This is a genomic window from Caballeronia novacaledonica, from assembly GCF_900258035.1.
Taxonomy (GTDB): domain Bacteria; phylum Pseudomonadota; class Gammaproteobacteria; order Burkholderiales; family Burkholderiaceae; genus Caballeronia; species Caballeronia novacaledonica.
Genome location: NZ_OGTP01000001.1, coordinates 585,886 through 602,745, shown reverse-complemented (window position 1 = coordinate 602,745; position 16,860 = coordinate 585,886). Strand labels below are relative to the sequence as shown.

At 60.9% G+C, this 16,860-nt stretch carries 16 protein-coding genes and 1 pseudogene; 7 read left to right on the top strand and 10 right to left on the bottom strand.

The features are described from left to right. Window positions 1-111 precede the first annotated feature (111 nt). Window positions 112-1,059 carry a LysR family transcriptional regulator gene (locus NOV72_RS02785; RefSeq protein ID WP_106853018.1) on the top strand — a complete coding sequence of 316 codons (948 nt, stop codon included), beginning with the start codon at window positions 112-114 and terminating at the stop codon, window positions 1,057-1,059. A gap of 109 nt (window positions 1,060-1,168) precedes the next feature. Beyond that, window positions 1,169-1,696, top strand: coding sequence for a 2-oxo-4-hydroxy-4-carboxy-5-ureidoimidazoline decarboxylase (gene uraD, locus NOV72_RS02780; protein WP_106853017.1), 528 nt, complete (start codon window positions 1,169-1,171; stop codon window positions 1,694-1,696). 4 nt (window positions 1,697-1,700) lie between these two features. Here uraD and hpaC read toward each other — a convergent pair whose 3' ends face one another. Continuing rightward, window positions 1,701-2,237: a 4-hydroxyphenylacetate 3-monooxygenase, reductase component gene (hpaC, locus tag NOV72_RS02775; protein ID WP_106853016.1), complete on the bottom strand. Its 537-nt coding sequence runs from the start codon at window positions 2,235-2,237 to the stop codon at window positions 1,701-1,703. Between the two features lie 291 nt (window positions 2,238-2,528). Between hpaC and NOV72_RS02770 the strand changes: the two genes are divergently transcribed. After that, window positions 2,529-3,161, top strand: coding sequence for a response regulator transcription factor (locus tag NOV72_RS02770; protein ID WP_106853015.1), 633 nt, complete (start codon window positions 2,529-2,531; stop codon window positions 3,159-3,161). Window positions 3,162-3,169: 8 nt separating this feature from the next. On the opposite strand, the gene NOV72_RS02765 is transcribed toward NOV72_RS02770, so the two are convergent. The 5 genes and pseudogenes from NOV72_RS02765 to NOV72_RS02745 form a co-directional block, all read right to left on the bottom strand. Beyond that, window positions 3,170-3,913, bottom strand: coding sequence for an SDR family NAD(P)-dependent oxidoreductase (locus tag NOV72_RS02765; protein WP_106853258.1), 744 nt, complete (start codon window positions 3,911-3,913; stop codon window positions 3,170-3,172). Window positions 3,914-3,931: 18 nt separating this feature from the next. Next, a pseudogene (locus NOV72_RS02760) lies at window positions 3,932-5,062 on the bottom strand (amidase); the annotation flags it as partial. After that, window positions 5,059-5,577 (bottom strand): nuclear transport factor 2 family protein, encoded by a 519-nt coding sequence (locus NOV72_RS02755; RefSeq protein WP_106853014.1) that lies wholly within the window; start codon window positions 5,575-5,577, stop codon window positions 5,059-5,061. The pseudogene NOV72_RS02760 and the gene NOV72_RS02755, both read right to left, overlap by 4 nt. 4 nt (window positions 5,578-5,581) lie before the next feature. Then, window positions 5,582-5,959, bottom strand: coding sequence for a hypothetical protein (locus NOV72_RS02750; protein ID WP_106853013.1), 378 nt, complete (start codon window positions 5,957-5,959; stop codon window positions 5,582-5,584). A gap of 36 nt (window positions 5,960-5,995) precedes the next feature. Beyond that, complete coding sequence (locus NOV72_RS02745; protein ID WP_106853012.1) at window positions 5,996-7,171, bottom strand: acyl-CoA dehydrogenase family protein; 1,176 nt, start codon at window positions 7,169-7,171, stop codon at window positions 5,996-5,998. A gap of 187 nt (window positions 7,172-7,358) precedes the next feature. Between NOV72_RS02745 and NOV72_RS02740 the strand changes: the two genes are divergently transcribed. Beyond that, window positions 7,359-8,825 (top strand): sensor histidine kinase, encoded by a 1,467-nt coding sequence (locus tag NOV72_RS02740; RefSeq protein ID WP_106853011.1) that lies wholly within the window; start codon window positions 7,359-7,361, stop codon window positions 8,823-8,825. A 22-nt stretch (window positions 8,826-8,847) separates the two neighbouring features. Here NOV72_RS02740 and NOV72_RS02735 read toward each other — a convergent pair whose 3' ends face one another. Together NOV72_RS02735 and NOV72_RS02730 are read right to left on the bottom strand one after the other, a co-directional pair. Continuing rightward, entirely contained in the window at window positions 8,848-9,348 is a 501-nt protein-coding gene (locus NOV72_RS02735; protein WP_106853010.1) for an aromatic-ring-hydroxylating dioxygenase subunit beta, read from the bottom strand. Then, on the bottom strand, window positions 9,345-10,628 hold the full coding sequence (locus tag NOV72_RS02730) for an aromatic ring-hydroxylating oxygenase subunit alpha (RefSeq protein WP_106853009.1): 1,284 nt from the start codon (window positions 10,626-10,628) through the stop codon (window positions 9,345-9,347). Before NOV72_RS02730 ends, NOV72_RS02735 begins: the two co-directional genes overlap by 4 nt. A gap of 159 nt (window positions 10,629-10,787) precedes the next feature. On the opposite strand from NOV72_RS02730, the gene NOV72_RS02725 reads away from it, so the two are divergent. Further along, on the top strand, window positions 10,788-11,708 hold the full coding sequence (locus NOV72_RS02725) for a LysR family transcriptional regulator (RefSeq protein ID WP_106853008.1): 921 nt from the start codon (window positions 10,788-10,790) through the stop codon (window positions 11,706-11,708). 2 nt (window positions 11,709-11,710) lie between these two features. Here the strand turns inward: NOV72_RS02725 and NOV72_RS02720 are convergent, their stop codons facing one another. Continuing rightward, complete coding sequence (locus tag NOV72_RS02720; protein ID WP_106853007.1) at window positions 11,711-12,679, bottom strand: PDR/VanB family oxidoreductase; 969 nt, start codon at window positions 12,677-12,679, stop codon at window positions 11,711-11,713. A 111-nt stretch (window positions 12,680-12,790) separates the two neighbouring features. Further along, entirely contained in the window at window positions 12,791-14,182 is a 1,392-nt protein-coding gene (locus NOV72_RS02715) for a spinster family MFS transporter (protein ID WP_245932862.1), read from the bottom strand. A 352-nt stretch (window positions 14,183-14,534) separates the two neighbouring features. Between NOV72_RS02715 and NOV72_RS02710 the strand changes: the two genes are divergently transcribed. Then, on the top strand, window positions 14,535-15,476 hold the full coding sequence (locus tag NOV72_RS02710; protein ID WP_106853005.1) for a helix-turn-helix domain-containing protein: 942 nt from the start codon (window positions 14,535-14,537) through the stop codon (window positions 15,474-15,476). 250 nt (window positions 15,477-15,726) lie between these two features. Next, window positions 15,727-16,857, top strand: a complete 1,131-nt coding sequence (locus tag NOV72_RS02705) for an amine dehydrogenase large subunit (RefSeq protein ID WP_245932881.1) — start codon at window positions 15,727-15,729, stop codon at window positions 16,855-16,857. Window positions 16,858-16,860 lie beyond the last annotated feature (3 nt).

The window sequence follows — 16,860 nt, the reverse complement described above, 5'->3', positions numbered from 1 at the left end:
TTTCCCGAACCTATGGATTACCCTAGCGCGCCTTGTATCAAGCGGTTCCGGCGATGCCGGCTGGCAAAATAGCGGCGCGGCCACGCGAACCATAGAATCACGGAATGCACCATGAATCGCACCGACGATCCATTCGATACCTATTTGCTGCGCGTGCTATGCACGCTGATCGGCGAGCGCAGCGTGTCGCGCACGGCCATTCGTATGAACCAGTCGCAACCGGCTATCAGTTCTGCGCTCAAGCGGCTGCGCGCGATCTTCAACGATCCGTTGCTCACGCGCGAAAAGAATGCGATGGTCCCGACCGAGCGCGCCATTCAATTGGCGCAGAGCGCGCAGGCCGCATTGAGCGCGCTCGATAACCTGCTCGTATCGGACGATCATTTTGATCCCGCGACCACCGAGCAAAGCTTTACCGTGGGCATGCCCGACTATCTGGCGCCGCCCTTTTTCGCGCATGTCGTGCGCGAATTCAGGCGCGCTGCACCGCATGCGCGCATCGTCGCCGTGCCGCTCTCGGCTGCATTCAACTATGAACAAGGGCTCTCGGAAGGATCGCCGGATATCGTGATCGGCAACTGGCCCAATCCGCCCGAGCATCTGCATTTGTCGGTGTTGCTCGAGGACGATGTCGTATGCGTCGTCGCTCGCGACAGCGTATACGCGCAATCAGGCAAGTTCGATGCCCAGGACTATCTGAGCGCGTCGCATATCGTGCCGACGCCGTATTCGCGCGATCAGCGCGGCGTCGTCGATACGGGGCTCAGCACCATGCGTGTACATCGCGACAATCGCGTGAGTTGCCCGTACTTCAATCTCGCGCCGAGCCTGATTCCCGGCACCGATCTCATTCTCACGACAGGACGGCATTTCGCCAATTATCACGCGCAACATCTGCCGCTTGCGGTGCTCGATCCGCCAATCGAATTTCCTTTCATGCGGTTTTATCAATTGTGGCATCCGTCGCGGCATCGTTCGGCTTCGCACGTCTGGTTGCGCGGCATGTTGACGGCCGCCGCGCAGGAGTTGCGCGCGCTGCGCGACATGCATCGAAATTAGCGCTTTCGCAATTTGTTATGTGGCCAATAGGATCGGGTGTCTCGCCGCCCGATCGCGCGCTTTCTATACTCGGCACGAATCGTTATCGATGCCTTATAGGAGAGCCGTCATGTCACAGTCGATCAATCTCGAACAAGTCAATGCCTTCGATCACACAACCTTCGTCGGCGCCTTCGCGAGCGTGTTCGAACATTTCCCGCAGGCTGCGGAGGGTGCGTGGACTGTGCGTCCATTCGCGTCCGCCACGGCATTGCACGACGCGATGATGGATATCATCCGCAGTCTTGACGACGAGAATCAGCGTGCGTTCCTGAACCTGCATCCGCTGTTGTCAGGCGCGAACATTCGTTCGGGAACGATGACCGCGGATTCGGATGCGGAGCAAAAAAGCGCTGGCCTCGATGCGATGTCGGCCGAGCAGGAAGCATCGCTCGACCGACTGAATGCCGCGTATCTCGAACGGCACGGCTTTCCGTTCATCATCTGCGTGCGGCACTACACACGCGAGGGCATCTTCAGCGCGCTGGAGCGGCGTATCGGGCGCAGCACGCCGCAGGAGCTGGATGAGGCATTGGCGCAGATCGCGTCGATCACGCGGGCGCGGCTGAATGCGCGTCTCGGCGCGCTTTCTCTATAACTTCTCACTGCGTGGCGCACACTCGCGGCACGCGATGAAAGTTGCGATCGAAATAAATCAGGCTGTCGCCATCGTCGCGCACGCGGATCGCAGTCGTTTCGACGAACATCACCGAATGCGATCCCACTTCCTTCGCCTCGACGATGGTGCCTTGCAGGCTCGCCAGCGCATCGCGCAAGACCGGCACACCGTTCACGCCCTCGTCCCACACGGGCAACGAGAAGCGCTCTTCCATCGAGAGTTGCGTGAGGCCGGCGAAGTGGCGCGCGATCTGTTCGAGATGACCGGGCAACACGTTCACGCACACATTGCGATTATTCACGAACGCGGCATGCATCGCGCTCGACCGGTTGATGCAGACGAGCAGCGTCGGCGGCGCATCCGTGACCGAGCACACGGCGCTCGCAGTGATGCCGCAGCGGCCATGCGTGCCCGTCGTCGTGATGACGTTCACCGCGGCGCCGAGATGGGCCATGGCCTGACGGAACTGCTTGCGCACCTGATCGATATCGGCAAAGTCGGGGCGTGGCAGCGCGGACATAGGAGCGTCTCCAGTTCGTTTCATGTTTAAGGTTGTATATAGCAAACCGTGAATCAAGCGTACGCGCTGAACCGCACAAAGAACATCGGCACGATCGGCCGACATGCCCGGCGTGGTTACCGAACGCACTAAAGCTTTTACCTATCTCGCACAATCGAGGTAAAGAAGGGACTTTCGCGGCGAATTTCGGCTGGTTATCATTGACGCTCCGAAAAACGAGACCTTGCGACGAGACCGCCGAATTCCCCGGCGCGCACGGTCCCCGAAGCCCGCATCGAAAGAACGATCGCAATGAAATCTCCCGCTCCCGTGGTGTATATCGTCGACGACGACAACGGCATGCGCACCTCGCTCGCGTGGCTGCTCGATTCCGTCGGCGTGAAGTCGGAAGGATTCGCCAATGCCGCGGAGTTTCTGCGTGCTTTCGACGTGAACCGTCCCGCGTGCCTCGTGCTCGATGTGCGCATGCCCGAGACGAGCGGCTTCGACGTGCAGGCCGAGCTCAACCGTCGCGGCGCCACCTTGCCGATCATCTTCGTGAGCGGTCATGGCGATATCCCGATGTCGGTGCGCGCGCTTCAACATGGCGCGATCGATTTCGTCGAGAAGCCCTATAACTCGCAACAGATGCTCGATCGCGTGCAGCGCGCCATGAAGCTCGCGACGCAGCGCCACGCAAAGGACCAGCGGCAGCGCGAATTGCGCGAGCGCGTCGAATCGCTGACCGCGCGCGAGAAAGAGGTCTTGCGCGGCGTGATCGAAGGCAAGGCGAGCAAACGCATTGCCGCCGATTTGTCGATCAGCGTAAAGACCGTCGACGTGCATCGTGCAAGCATCAAGGACAAGTTGGGCGCGGCATCCATCGCCACGCTCGTGCGTGACGTGCTCGAAGTATGGAGTCCGCCCGACGACGAGCGCGCATGACGCGCACGCTAACGCATGTACAAGCCGCCGTTCACGTCCCAGCATGCGCCGTTGGCGAAATACGCATCGGGTGATGCAAGCAGCACGGCAACATCGGCAATGTAATCGGCCGAGCCCAGACGTCCCACCGGAATGCCCGCGATAACCTTGTCGAGCTTGTCGGCGGCCACGCTCTCATGCACGATGGCCAGATCGAGCGGGCCGGGCGATATCGCATTGACGGTCACGCCATACGCGGCGAGGTCGCGCGCGAAAACCTTGGTCAGTGTGATCGCGCCGCCTTTCGCGGAAGCATAGTGCGCGCCGGTCGCCGAGCCGCCGTTTTGACCCGCGAGCGATGCGATATTGACGATGCGTCCCGCGCCGCGATCCGCGAAATAGCGGCCCAGCACCTGACAGCCGAAGAGCACGCTGCGCAGATTCACGTCGATGACCTGGTTGAACTGCTCGGCGGTGATCTGCATGACCGGCACGACCTTCGATGCGCCCGCGTTGTTCACGAGTACATCGATACGGCCCCAGCGTTCGTGCACGGCGTCGCGCGCATGCTCGAAGTCTGCTTTCGATGTGACATCGAGCTTGAGTGCGAAAGCGCTGTCCAGATCTTCGCTTAACTCTCGCGCGAGCGATTGAGTTGCCTCGATAGCGATATCGGCCAATGCGACCTTGTAGCCTGCAGCATGAAAACGGCGCGCGACCGCAGCACCGAGTCCGCGCGCTGCGCCCGTGATGAGCGCGATTCTGTTCGACATGTTCGAGTTCCTTTGTTGAGCGAGCGCGGCTTCGACATGCGCGGCGACCGCGCATAGCTTTTCGTCCGCGCCTTTGCGGCCGACGATCTGCAAGCCCGCCTTGATCGATGAACCTTCGATTGGAAGAGGAAGACTCAACGCCGGATGTCCGCTCAGATTGAACGGCCTGATCAACGACGACATCGCAATCACCGACGTTCCTGTACGCGCGGCTTCGAGCGTGATCGGAAACGCGGGCAGAGTGGGAAGCAGGAGTACGTCGATATCTTCGAGCGCGCGATCCACTGCCGCTGTGAAGACGCGCCGCACGTTCTCCGCTGCTTCGAGATCGGCGGCCGTGGTATTCGACGCAATACGCAGGCGCGCGTCGAGATCCGCGCCGAGCTTGCCCGTTTCGACGAAATGACCGAATGCATGCCACGTCTCCGCGTTGATGATCGCGAGACCGGCGCAGAAGGCATCGGCCATCGACGTCAGTTCGATCTTGCGTGATGCGAATCCCGCGTGGTGCGCGGCATGATCGACCGCTATGCGGATACTCGCATCCGCATCGACGGCGACGATGCCCACACGCGTCTTCGATGCCTCCCGTCGCGCGATGCCTGCATCGAACGAAGGATCGATGGCGGCCATCGCATCGATCAGCATGCGCATGTCGCGCGCGAAAGGGCCTACGCAATCGAGCGTAGTGTCAGTCGGCGCCACGCCGCGACGCGACACGCGACCGAAAGTCGGCTTCAATCCGATCACGCCGCAGCATGCCGCGGGACCACGCACCGAGCCGCCCGTGTCAGTGCCGAGCGCGGCATCGACGAGGCCGAGTCCGACAGCCGAGGCCGAACCGCTCGACGACCCGCCGGGAATGCGCGTCGCGTCCTGGGGATTCTGCGGCGTGCCCGTGAAGTCGTTGATCCCGGTCATGCCGAAAGCCAGCTCGTGCATGTTGGCCTTGCCCTTGATGCGCCAGCCCGCGTCGAGCAGACGCTGCACGACCTCGGCATGTTCGACGGCGGCGGGCGCATCGGCGAGCGCGCGGCTTGCCGCCGTGGTCGGATAACCTGCGATATCGATGCTGTCCTTGATCGCGATGGTCGGGCCTTCAATAGCATCTTGTGCGTGCAGATCGAATTCGCGGATGAATGCGCTCATGCGTGCGCCTCCTTGCGAGGATTCACATGCCAGGGCGCGTCGAAGAGACGCTCTGTGCGGAAATGTCGAATCAGCCACGCATTGTTTTCATCGTGTGGAGAGGGTGCGAAATCTATTTCCAGCCGCGCAGCGATGAGCTCGGCCTTTGTATCGACATAACCTGACGCTTGCAGCATGATCCACCGGCCTTTGGCGACATCGCCCATAACCTCGATATGCTCGGACGTCAGAAAATGCACGTTGCTGGCGAAATGCGGCGTGGGCGGAAGATAACGTTGCAGCATCTCGACGATCGCCGCTCGTCCTTGCAGACGCCCGAACTTCCGCGCATAGTGCGGGCCGATGCCTTCCCACACGGCGTCATCGGTGAACAGTGCGGCGAGCGATTCGCCATCGAGCGGCGCACAAGGCACATCGCATAGCGCCATATAACGCGCGATGGTCTTGCGCACTTCGTTCTGCGCTTCCAGCGCGGCAACGCGAGTGAGCAATGCGTCGATGTTGGTTTGCGTCATGGCGTCATGCGTTATTGGCCGCGGCGGGCGGGACCGTCAATGCACGTCCGACGCGCGCCTCGATCTTTCCATAACGCCACAGGTTGTATTCGCCGACAGGCGTCGTGCGATAAAGATTGCACACGGCGACGGCTGCATCGAAGTCGGCGACATCGGCCATGATGTAGAACGTCCACGGCGCGCCGTCGGATTGTCCGACGACGAGGCGGTCGTCATCCATCACGCCGAGCACGCGCACGTTCTCCATCGCTTCGATGGCGGCGAGCATCTTGCCGTAGGCTTGCCATACTTCGCCGATCTTCTCGCGCGGCAAGTCGAAGAAGTTTTGGGTGACGCCACAGCAGAACAGCACGCGCAAAGGCAGATTTCGGTTATCGGTCATGAAGCGTTACTCCTGTTGTTATGCGATAGAAATGGATCAGAGATAGCCAGGAATCGGCGGTACGCCGACGAATACCGCGCCCGCGCCGTCGTAATTGCCTTCGCCAAGAAACGCGTGTTGCGTGACGACCATCGCATCGCGCATCAGGCGTTGCAACGGGTGCGTGCGATAAATCGCCATCGTGCCGCCGAGGCGATAAGCACGATTCACGACGTCCGCGCCTTCGCGCGCAATCTGGGTTGCGGCGAGGCGCAACAGGCTGACTTGCTCCGGCGCGACTTCATTGCCGGCGAGAATCGCCTGCCATACGCTGTCCGTCGATTCGTAAAAGAACGCGCGCGCGGAGCGCAATTGCGCTTCGGCTTTCGCAAGCTCGATACGGTAATAAGCGCGATCGGCGAGTTGCGGTGCGCCGGTCGTCGTCTTGCGTCCACCGGCCATCTGATTCGCGACATCGAGCGCGGCGCGCGCAAGACCCAGATTCACGACGGCGAGCACTTGCGCCGCATACGCGATGGTCGGATAGCGATAGAGCGGTTCATCGATCGTCGATGCACCACCGCGCACGAAGGTCCAGTCTTCCGCGACGAACTGGTCGGTCACGCGCAAGTCGTGACTGCCCGTACCCTGCATGCCGACGACGTTCCAGTTCTCGACGATCTCTACTTGCGCGGGACGAAACACGGCGGTGCGCGGCTTGCCCGGCGCTTCGCCCGGCTTGCCGGTGCCGATGCCGACACCAAGCCAGTCCGCGCCCTTGCAGCCGCTCGCGAACTTCCACGTGCCGTTCACGCGATAGCCGCCCGGCGCAGGTTGTGCGTTCTGCACCGGAAAAAGCCCGCCTGCGAACACCTGATCGGGCCCATCCGCATAGATCGCCGCTTGCGTCGCGACTGGCAGCGCCGCGAGATAGAGATTCGCGGAACCGAAGCTCGCGACCCACGCAGCCGAGCCGTCGGCGACGGCAATGCGCTCGATCATCGCCAGGAATTCGCCGGGCGCGCGTGCATCGCCGCCGAAGCGCTTCGGGGTCGCCGCACGATAGATGCCCACGCGCTTGAGCTGTTCGATGACATCGCGCGGTACGTGTGACAGCCGGTCGAATTCATCGCGGCGCCGGGCGATTTCGGCAATCACATCGTCGAGTGTGACGGCATCGGTTTGATTGGACGGCTCGTCCTGGATAGCGAGGGCAGTCGCGGAAGCTGACATGGGTACGTCTCCTTTTCGTTCGTATGTCGTTGATGCCAGTCTAGAAACGCAAAAAGACCGAGACAATTGGGAAGGCGAGTGCGCGATTCAGTGAAGCATCCCGGTCTTCTAAAGAAATCTTTAGCGACGCGCTGCACGCGCCGATGCTATGGTTAGCGTTGCAACTATTTCTGCCTCGCATCTGGACATGAACTTTCCCGCCGAAGACGATTTCCACCGGCTGCTCGATGCATTGACGCACTGTGTGCTCCTTCACGACGCGCAAACGAAGGCCATTGTCTGGGCGAATCGCGCGGCTTGCGTCGCGCTCGGCTTTTCGGTCGAGGAATTGCTGCCGCTCAAGGCGCACGACATGACGCGCGACGACGTCAAATACCGCCGCGAAATCGCTGTGGATGCGATGGACCGCTCCATTCTGGAAGGCCCGCAAAGCTATGAATGGTGTTATCGCTCGCGCGCGGGTGTCGACATGCTGTCCGAGGCAATCGCGACTTATGTGCCGCTTTCCGGGCACGCAGTGGTGATGGTGCAGTTCCGCGATATCAGCGCGGAACAGGCGATGCGCGAGAAGCTGCGTCGCTATGAAACGCGTCTGCGCGAGTACATGCAGGATTTGGGCGAGGGCGTCGCGGTGCTCACGCCGCGCGGCAAAGTGAGCTTCATCAGCGAATCGGGACGGCGCGTGTTGGGCATCGCGAGCGATGCGACGCTGGGTGTCGCGCTCGACTACTGCACGAAAGAAGATCGCGACCGGCTGATCGCGCAGGTGCGCAGCGCGACGCGGCAGCAATCGACGCCCGCGCAACGCTATGCGATCACGCGTCGCGATGGCGCGAAACGATGGCTGCGCATTACGTGCAGGCGAATCGATGTTGAAGATGGCACGCTGGTTCATTTCCGCGATATCAGCGATGAAGTCGCGATCGAAGAAGCGCGCCGCAACGAAGCGCGTATGCTCGAACATGCAGGGCGCAACAACGCAATGGGCGAGATGGCGACAGCGATCGCGCATGAACTGAGCCAGCCGCTCGCCGCCGTGCGCAATTTCATCGAAGGCGCGATTCAACGGCTTGCTCAGCCGAATTCCATCGATAGCGCGATCTGGGGTCTGCGCGCAGCGGATCGCCAGGCCGAGCACGCGGCGCAGATCATCAAGAGCGTGCGCGAGTTCATCGTGAAGCGCGAGCCTGTCGAAGCGGAGGCGGACCTTCGTGAGGTGCTCGCGGATGTCGCTTACTTCATCCAATGGCGCGCGCAAGAAGAGGGCGTGACGCTCAAGATCGAGCAATGGAGCGCGCCGTTGCCTGTCCGCTGCGAACGCGTGCTCATCGGTCAGGTGATCCTCAATCTGGCTTTCAATGCCATTGAAGCATTGAGCGGCGCGCAATCGTCGATGCCAACCGTCACGCTCGCCACGACGATGAACGGTGACGTCGCCGAACTTCATGTGATCGACAACGGACCAGGCGTGCCCGACGATGCGCTCGAACGCCTGTTCGACGGCTTCTCGTCGTCGAAAGCAGGCGGCAACGGCATCGGCTTGTCGTTGTGCAAGAGCATCGTGTCGCGACACGAAGGACGCATCCGGGCGCAACGCGCAGCGAGCGGCGGTCTCGAATGCCGCGTCGCGTTGCCCCTGTCTCATCGGGATTGAGAGATCGATGCGTGCGCCACGCTCAAAGCAGGAAGCCGATTGCGCTCAGCGCTTCGGTCGAATCGATCAGACGAATAACTTTCTCGAGCAGCTTCGGCTCGCCGCTCGCCATGCTGATCTTGTGCGTGAGATCGGCGGCGAAGATCGTCGATACACCGCGCTTATACGCGACGATGACTTGCGACGATTTCACTTCGACGATATCGGCGCTATCGCTCGACAGCGTGAAGCGCGAAACGGTGCGGACCGTTCGAGCCGCATCGGACGCGGACGCCGAATAGCCTGACGTCATGCGTTGCACGCGCAATTCGCGCATGTGCTGATCGTCGTAAGCGTAGTTGAGGGTGGCGGCAAAGTCGGTCGCGTTCGGATCGATCGGCACCACATAGAAGCCTTGCGGATCCCACAGATCGAGCCACGCGCGATAGTCGCGCCGATCCAGCATGTCGGCTTCACGCCAGATAAATTCGATCGCGCGCGCGAATGTCTGTTGAGAGAAGAGTGCGTTGCGATCGTCCATCATGCCTGCTCCATCATTGCGCGCCATTGTTTGTAGGCTTCGCGCATGCCGGTTTCGTCCGTTGCGTGCGCGGTTTTTTCTCCATTCGGTGCGGTCGTTTCGCGATTCAGGCCGCGATTGACGAGAATCGGCACGTCGGGGCCCGCGTGCGAGCCGCGCTGCACGCGTTCCCACGCTTCGGCGTCGTCGGGGCTGCCGAAACCGAACGGGCCCTGGAAGTGTTCGTGAATCCGCAGGCGCACGCGATTCGCTTCTTCCGGGCCGCCGTCCATTGCGAGCGCGACGTGGCGAATTTCCGTTTCCTCGGCGGAAATGGGCCGCAGCACGCGAAAGAACGCCATCGACAGCGCGAGGTTCGGAAACAGATTCAGATTGAAGCCGACGCCCATCAGCGAGCGCACGATACGGCGCACTTCCTCGGGCGCATGTTTCTCGGCCAGCTTGGCCGCCAGATCGTTGAAGCGTTCGGGCAAGGGCGCACCGTCATCCTTGTCGAGATCGACGATTTCAGGCACCAGCACGGCAAGGCTATGACCATTGCCGAGCGAGCGGCAGAACGCGTCCTCGCTCGTCATGAAACTCGTGATGGCCGCGGCCGTTTCTTCGTCGATCGATTTCATCCACGATTTATGCACGACGGGAAAGTGATAAAGATCGGTCGTGTTTTCGAGCTGGATTTTCCAGTTCCCTTTGAACTTGAACTTATGCTCGCCGTTGGCCTTGATCGGATAACCCGCGCCTTGCTTCATGAAGAGATCGATCCACGGCTTCGCGCCGCCGAGAAAGTCTTCGAGCGGTTCGATCGCTTCATTGAAGCTCGCGAAGATCAAGCCCTGATAAATCCCGACGCGCAATTTCTTCAGCGGCAGATCGCCTTTTTCGCAGACGCCTTCATAACCGTCGCCATAAGGCAGGGCACGCAGCGTGCCGTCGAGCGCATAAGACCAACTGTGATATGGGCACGTGAAGCCCTTCGCGTTGCCCTTATGTTCTTCGCAGACGGTCGCGCCACGATGACGGCAGCGGTTTTGCAACACATGCACCGCGCCGGTCTTATCGCGCACGACGATGACCGGCTGGCGGCCGATGGTCGTCGTGACGAAATCGCCGGGTTTCGGCAATTCGCTTTCATGCGCGACCCAGATCCACGTCTTATAGAAAATGCGTTCGAGTTCCGCCTCGAAAAGATCGGGATCGTAGTAGAGCGAAGGCGCGATGCGGTCGGCTTGCGCGCGGCGGCCGAGCGCGCTCGTGTCGATGATTTGGGTAGTCGGCGTACTCATCGGTTCGATGTGGGGTGAAGTTGATCGGCTAACACGAGGACGGCGATGAAGATCGGCACATCCTCTCGTTGACATCAGTCTCGCTTTGCGAAGATCATGCGTCAAATCGATTAAAAAACGGGTGCTGGATAAATCCGGCCGATATCTCGAGAGCCTCCAATGAATTCCCTCGACCACGTCGATCTCAATCTGTTGCGTGTCTTTCAGGCGATCGTGGAGGAGCGCAGCCTCACCAAAGCCGGCGAACGGCTCGCGCTCTCTCAGCCCGCGGTGAGCTATTCGCTGGGCCGTCTGCGCACGCTATTCGATGACACGCTCTTCATCCGCACGCGCGCGGGCATGCAGCCGACGCCGGTCGCGCTGGAACTCGCCGAGATCGTCGGACGCGCGCTCGACACCGTGCGCGAAGCGTTGCGCTTCGCCGAGCGTTTCGATGCATCGACGAGCAATCGCACGTTTCGTCTGTCTCTTTCGGATGCGGGAGAAATGGCGTATTTGCCCGCGATCTGCCAGGCATTGCATGAAGCGGCGCCGCGCGTGAAGTTGCTGGTCGAACCCTTGCCGGTCGAAGAAATAGAGGAAGCGTTGCGTTCGAGCCGGCTCGATTTCGCGATCGGCAATCTGCCTTCGCTGTTATCACGCACGCGGCACGCACTGCTTTTCGAGGAAGACTATGTATGCATGACGAGGAAGCGCATTGACTTGCCCGCAGGGGAAACGCTGAATCTCGAGGAGTTTCTTTCGGCTTCGCATGTACAGGTGCGATCGCTCGAACATAGTCATCACGCGCTCGACGACGCATTGCGGGCGCAAGGTGTCGGGCGCAACATCGCGCTTGCGCTGCCGCATTTCGTGGCCGTTCCCGGCGTGCTCGCGGTGACCGATCTGTTCGCGACATTGCCCGAACGGCTCGCGCATATCCTCAATCGCAACGATGCGTTCAGGATTTATGCGTTGCCGGTTCAATTGCCCAAGGCCGCCGTGACGATGCACTGGCACGAGCACTTTCACGAGGACGAAGGCATCGCGTGGATGCGCGGGTTGATGACCGACATCCTCGCGGGTTTCGACAAGCTATGAGTTCAGAGGTCGAGCACGAGCACGGGCGAACGCGAACGCGACACGCAGCAGCAGATGACGCTGTTGCTCGCGCGTTCGGCCTTGCTCAGACAATGATCGCGATGTTCGGGCTCGCCGCTCACGACATCGACCATGCAGGTGCCGCAGACGCCTTCTCCGCATGACGTATCGACTTCGATGCCGATCGATGCAAGCGCATCGACGATGGACGTAGAGGCATCGACACGCACGGTCTGTCCGGTGCTCGCGAGCTGAACGTCGAAGCTATCGAGTGATGAATCGGTCAGGGCTTGCGGCTCGGCCTTGAAACGTTCGAGATGAACGGCATCGGCGGGCAGGCGCTTTCGTGCGGTATCGATCACGACGTCCATGAACGGAGCGGGGCCGCAGGTGTAGACGTGCGCGTGCCTGTCCGCATCGCGAAGACAGGCATCGAGTTCATTCGCCAGCGCGTCGCGTTCCACGCCGAAATGCAGCCTGACGTGACGGTCGAACGGCGCGCGCGCAAGGAGTGGCAAAAACGCCGCATGCGTGTCGCTGCGCGCGAAATAATGCAGCGTGAAGGACGCATCGATCGCGACGAGACGATAAGCCATCGAAAGCAAAGGCGTAATGCCAATGCCAGCGCCGATCAGGATATGCTCGCTCGCGCTTTCTTCGAGGCGAAACAGATTGCGCGGCGCGCCAATCGACAACTCGCTGCCCACGCCGACTTCGTCATGCAGCGAACGCGAGCCGCCGCGCGATTGCTCTTCTTTTTTCACCGCGAAGACATGCGAGTCGCGGCAAGCCGGATCGCCGCACAGCGAGTACTGGCGCGTGATGCCGGACGGACTCGTCACGTCGATATGCGCGCCGGGCTCGTAGGCGTCGAAGGGCAGGCCGTCGAGACGCGAGACGCTGAACGAGCGCACGCCGTGAGCTTCTTCGCGCAATGCGTGGACGCGAACTTTGAAGGTTTGAGCTTGCATGATGCTGCCTTTCCAATGTGTTCAAGGGGACGGTGCATCGAGCGTAGCGCCCCTTGTCGGATAAGCAAAATAGATTAAAAAGCGCGAGTCACATCAATTTGACGGATATCTTCAAGCCGTTGTCGTGGCGCCGGATGGCATGGCCCCGGTTGCGATCGGCGTGTCGAGCGTGACGCGGGCTTCACGAGCTTCACGCTCGAGACTCGCCCGATACTTGCTGCATCCGATGTAGAGCAGCACGGCTGCCAGCACGATCGCGACAGCGTTGATGATCGCCATCGAATGGCCGACCGCGAGTGGCGAGCCGAACACCTTGTCGGTGACGAGCGCGACGAGCGTCGTGCCGAGACCCAGTCCGATCAGATTCGACACGAGCAGGAACATCGCTGAAATCTGCGCGCGCATCTGATTGGGCGCGAGCGCCTGCATGGCGGCGGCGGACGTCGGCAGCGGAAAAGATGCGAAGAACATGGCTGCGACGAGCCAGGCGAGCGATGCGCCGAGGCTCACGGTCTGCGTGAACGCGATAGCCGGAACGAACATGCATGCCGCGCCGATCCATGCGGCGCGCATGGGCGCATCGCTGCGGCCGCGACGCAGCAGCCAGTCGTTGAGCCAGCCGCCGCAGAATACGCCGGTCGTGTTGGCGACGAGCATCACGATGCCGAGCATATAACCCGTTTCGACAGGCGTGAGGCCGAAGCGGCGCATATAGAACGCGGGCGTCCAGCCCATCAGGCAATAGAGACCCATCGCATAGAACGAGAAGCCGATGTAGTGGCAAAAGAACGTCTTGCGATGGCTTGCGATAAAACGCAGCGCATCGCTCATTGCGACGCGTTTCACGTTTCCCGCTCCGTCTTGCGCGAGTCCTTTGCGCGCAGGATCACGCACTGTCAGCACGAACACGAGCGCGACGAGAAGACCCGGCAATCCGACGATGAAGAACGTCAACTGCCACGCACGCAATTCGCCGATGAGCGGCAACGTGAACACGCTCGCGTGCTTGAGCAGCGCAATCACATAACCGCCGACGAGAAACGCAATGCCGCCGCCAATGAACGAGCCGAGCGAATAAATGCCGATCGCGCGGCCTATCTTTTCCTTGGGAAAGTAATCCGCGATCATCGAATAAGTGCCCGGTGAAAGCGCGGCTTCGCCCACGCCCACACTCATGCGCGAAGCGAACATATGCGTGAAGCTCTGACTGAGGCCGCATGCCGCCGTCGCGACGCTCCACAGCGCAATGCCCGCCGCGATGATGCGCGGACGCGCGAAACGGTCGGCGAGATACGCGATCGGCATGCCCATCACCGCGTAGAAGAGCGAGAACGCGAATCCATGCAAGAGGCTGAATTGCGTGTCGGTGAGATGCAGATCGCGCTTGATCGGCTCGATCATGAGCGCGAGCACCTGGCGGTCGATGAACGAGAAAACATACGCCAGTATGCAGATCACGACGACATACCATTCGTAGGTATGGCGTTTGTTTCCTGGCTTCATGGTATTTGGGGAATGCATCGTGTGTCTCCGATGACTTTTGAAAGGCTTCGCGTGGCAGGCAGTGTCGGTGCGGCAGATATGCGCGTCAAATTCGCCGAAAAGGGAGTCCGCTATCAGTGCGGCAAATATGAAAACATCACAGCCCCGTCCGAATTGGCGCGCGGCACAGCTTCTAAAGTAATGTCTGAAGTTCAAGCGCGATCGCCTACGCATGCGCGCGCCGGTTTTTCAATCGTGCATTCCTAGAATTGCGCAACAAGCGAAACACGAGAAGAATTGAAAAGCTTGACGCCAAAAAATCGAAAACCTATAAGCAGTCGCATCGATGTCGACGCAAGTAGCCGGAGGAGGGATGTACGCCAACTATGAAATCTTCGAGGACGCCGATCAGCACGCGCATGCGCTGACAGGCTGGGAACAGTGCTACGACCAGGTGGGCGAGGGCGCGTTTCGAAGCACGGTGAAGCAGGTTTCGGTGGCCGGCGTGCAGGTCTTTCAGGAATCAGCGAACGTTCGTATCGTTCAGCGCGGGCATCTGCCGGCGGGATTCGTCACGTTCGGACTCGTGCTCGGCGGCGGCGCACCGTTCTCGTTTCAGGGCGTGCGGGTCGATGAAAACGCGCTCGTCGTCGCGCCGGGCAATAAGGAATTCCTGCTGCATTCGCCACCCGACATGTCGATGCTCGGCGTCGCCGTCGATACGAAACTGCTCGAATCGGCGGCGGATGTTGCGGGCGTCGATGTCCAGGACGAGATTCTCAACCGGCACGTGTTGAGCATTCCCGGCGCGGCCGGCGCGCGCGCGGGAAAGCGCATCATCGCGGCGGTCGAGGCGGTGCTCGCGGACTCGAATCCGTTTTCTTCGGGCGACGCCGCGCATCGTTTCACACATACGGTGACAGAAAGCATTCTGGATCTGCTGACCTTTCATGTACCGACGCGCGAGGACCGGCTCACTTATGCATGCCGTGCCGATGTCGTGCGACGCGCTCACGATCTGGTGCTCGCACGTCCCGAGCAGCCGATTTCAGTGCTGGACCTGTGCGAGAAACTGCGCGTGAGCCGGCGCACGATTCAAAACAGCTTTCAATCAGTCACGCAAATGAATCCGGTGAGTTATCTGCGAGCCGTGCGTCTTGCGCAAGTCAGACGGCTCCTGACAACGACATTGCCCGGCGAAATACCGGTACGCGAAGCCGCGATGCGCTGGGGATTCTCCAATCTCGGCCACTTCGCGAGCGACTACAAAAGCCTGTTCGGCGAACTTCCTTCTCAAACGCTGCGCGCCCGTTGATCGAGGCGTAGCAATTCCCTCACGCCGATTGAAAACTGCATTGCCGCAGTTTTCAATCGGCGTTTGCTTTTCTTCGACGCTGACTTCGCAAGCGGTGTGAGCGCGTCTCTGTCGGCTCCCTTTCGAATGCTCCATTTCGGCACGCACGCGCTGCCGGTTCCGAAGTGCTCTTTTTTATTGTCGTCTTTAGAGTCAATTCGACGATAAACAAGGAGGAGCGCAGATGAAGCTGAGACGGCTGGCCACCGCCATGGGGGCCTTGTTCTATGGACTGCTTGCGTGTCAGTTGCATGCGAGTGCGGCGGAGAAGCCGGAAGAACTGACGGTGGCGAAGGTGCCCCCGTATAGCCCGCATCGCGTGTTCGTAACGGATGTCTCGTTCGCGAGCATGACCGATGCGCGTGTTCATGTATTCGATGGCGACACGAAACGCTTCGTCGGCGAGATCGATGCCGGCTTTGCGCCGGGCTTCACGATCTCGCCCGATCACAAGACGAGCTATGTCGCGACGACATACTTCGCGCGCGGCAGCCACGGCGCGCGCACGGACGTGGTCGAGATCATCGATAACACGACACTCGACGTGACCGGCGAAATCGTGATCCCGTCCAAACACGGCCAGACCGTGCCGACGCCCTACAGCACGATTCTTTCGGAAGACGGCAGTCGCTTGTACGTGTCGAACATCACGCCGTCGACGTCGGTGACCGTGATCGATACGGCCGCAAAGAAGGTGCTCGGCGAGATCGATACCGATGGCTGCGTGCTCGCGTATCCGAGCGGCAACGACCGCTTCTCGTCGCTGTGCGAAAGCGGCAAGGCGCTCACCGTCAAGCTCGATGCCACCGGCAAGGAAGCGAGCCGCAAGCTCTCCGATGCGTTCATCGACGTCGATCACGATCCCGCGTTCGTCAACGCCGTGCGCGACGGCAACAAGTACGTGTTCACGACTTTCCACGGCAATGTGCGCACGGCCGACTTCTCGGGCGACGCGCCCGTGTTCGGCGCATCGTGGTCCTTGCTGAGCGATCAGGAGCGCAAGGCGGGCTGGCGTCCGGGCGGTTTGCAGCAGACCGCGCTGAGCACCGCGAGTCATCGCCTTTACGTCGCCATGCACAAGGGCGCGGACGGTTCGCACAAGGACCCCGGCACGGAAATCTGGGTCTACGACACCGGGAGCAAGAAGCGCGTGGCGCGCTGGGACCTCGCGAAGCAGAAGATCGATCCGCTGCTTGCGATCCAGGTCAGCACCGATGACAAGCCGCTCTTCTACGGCCTCACGCCGACGTCCGATCTCGTGGTGATGGATGCGACGACCGGCAAGCGCCAGCATGTCGAAAAGCAACTCGGCACGACGTCGACGCTGCTGCTCAATCCGTGAGGT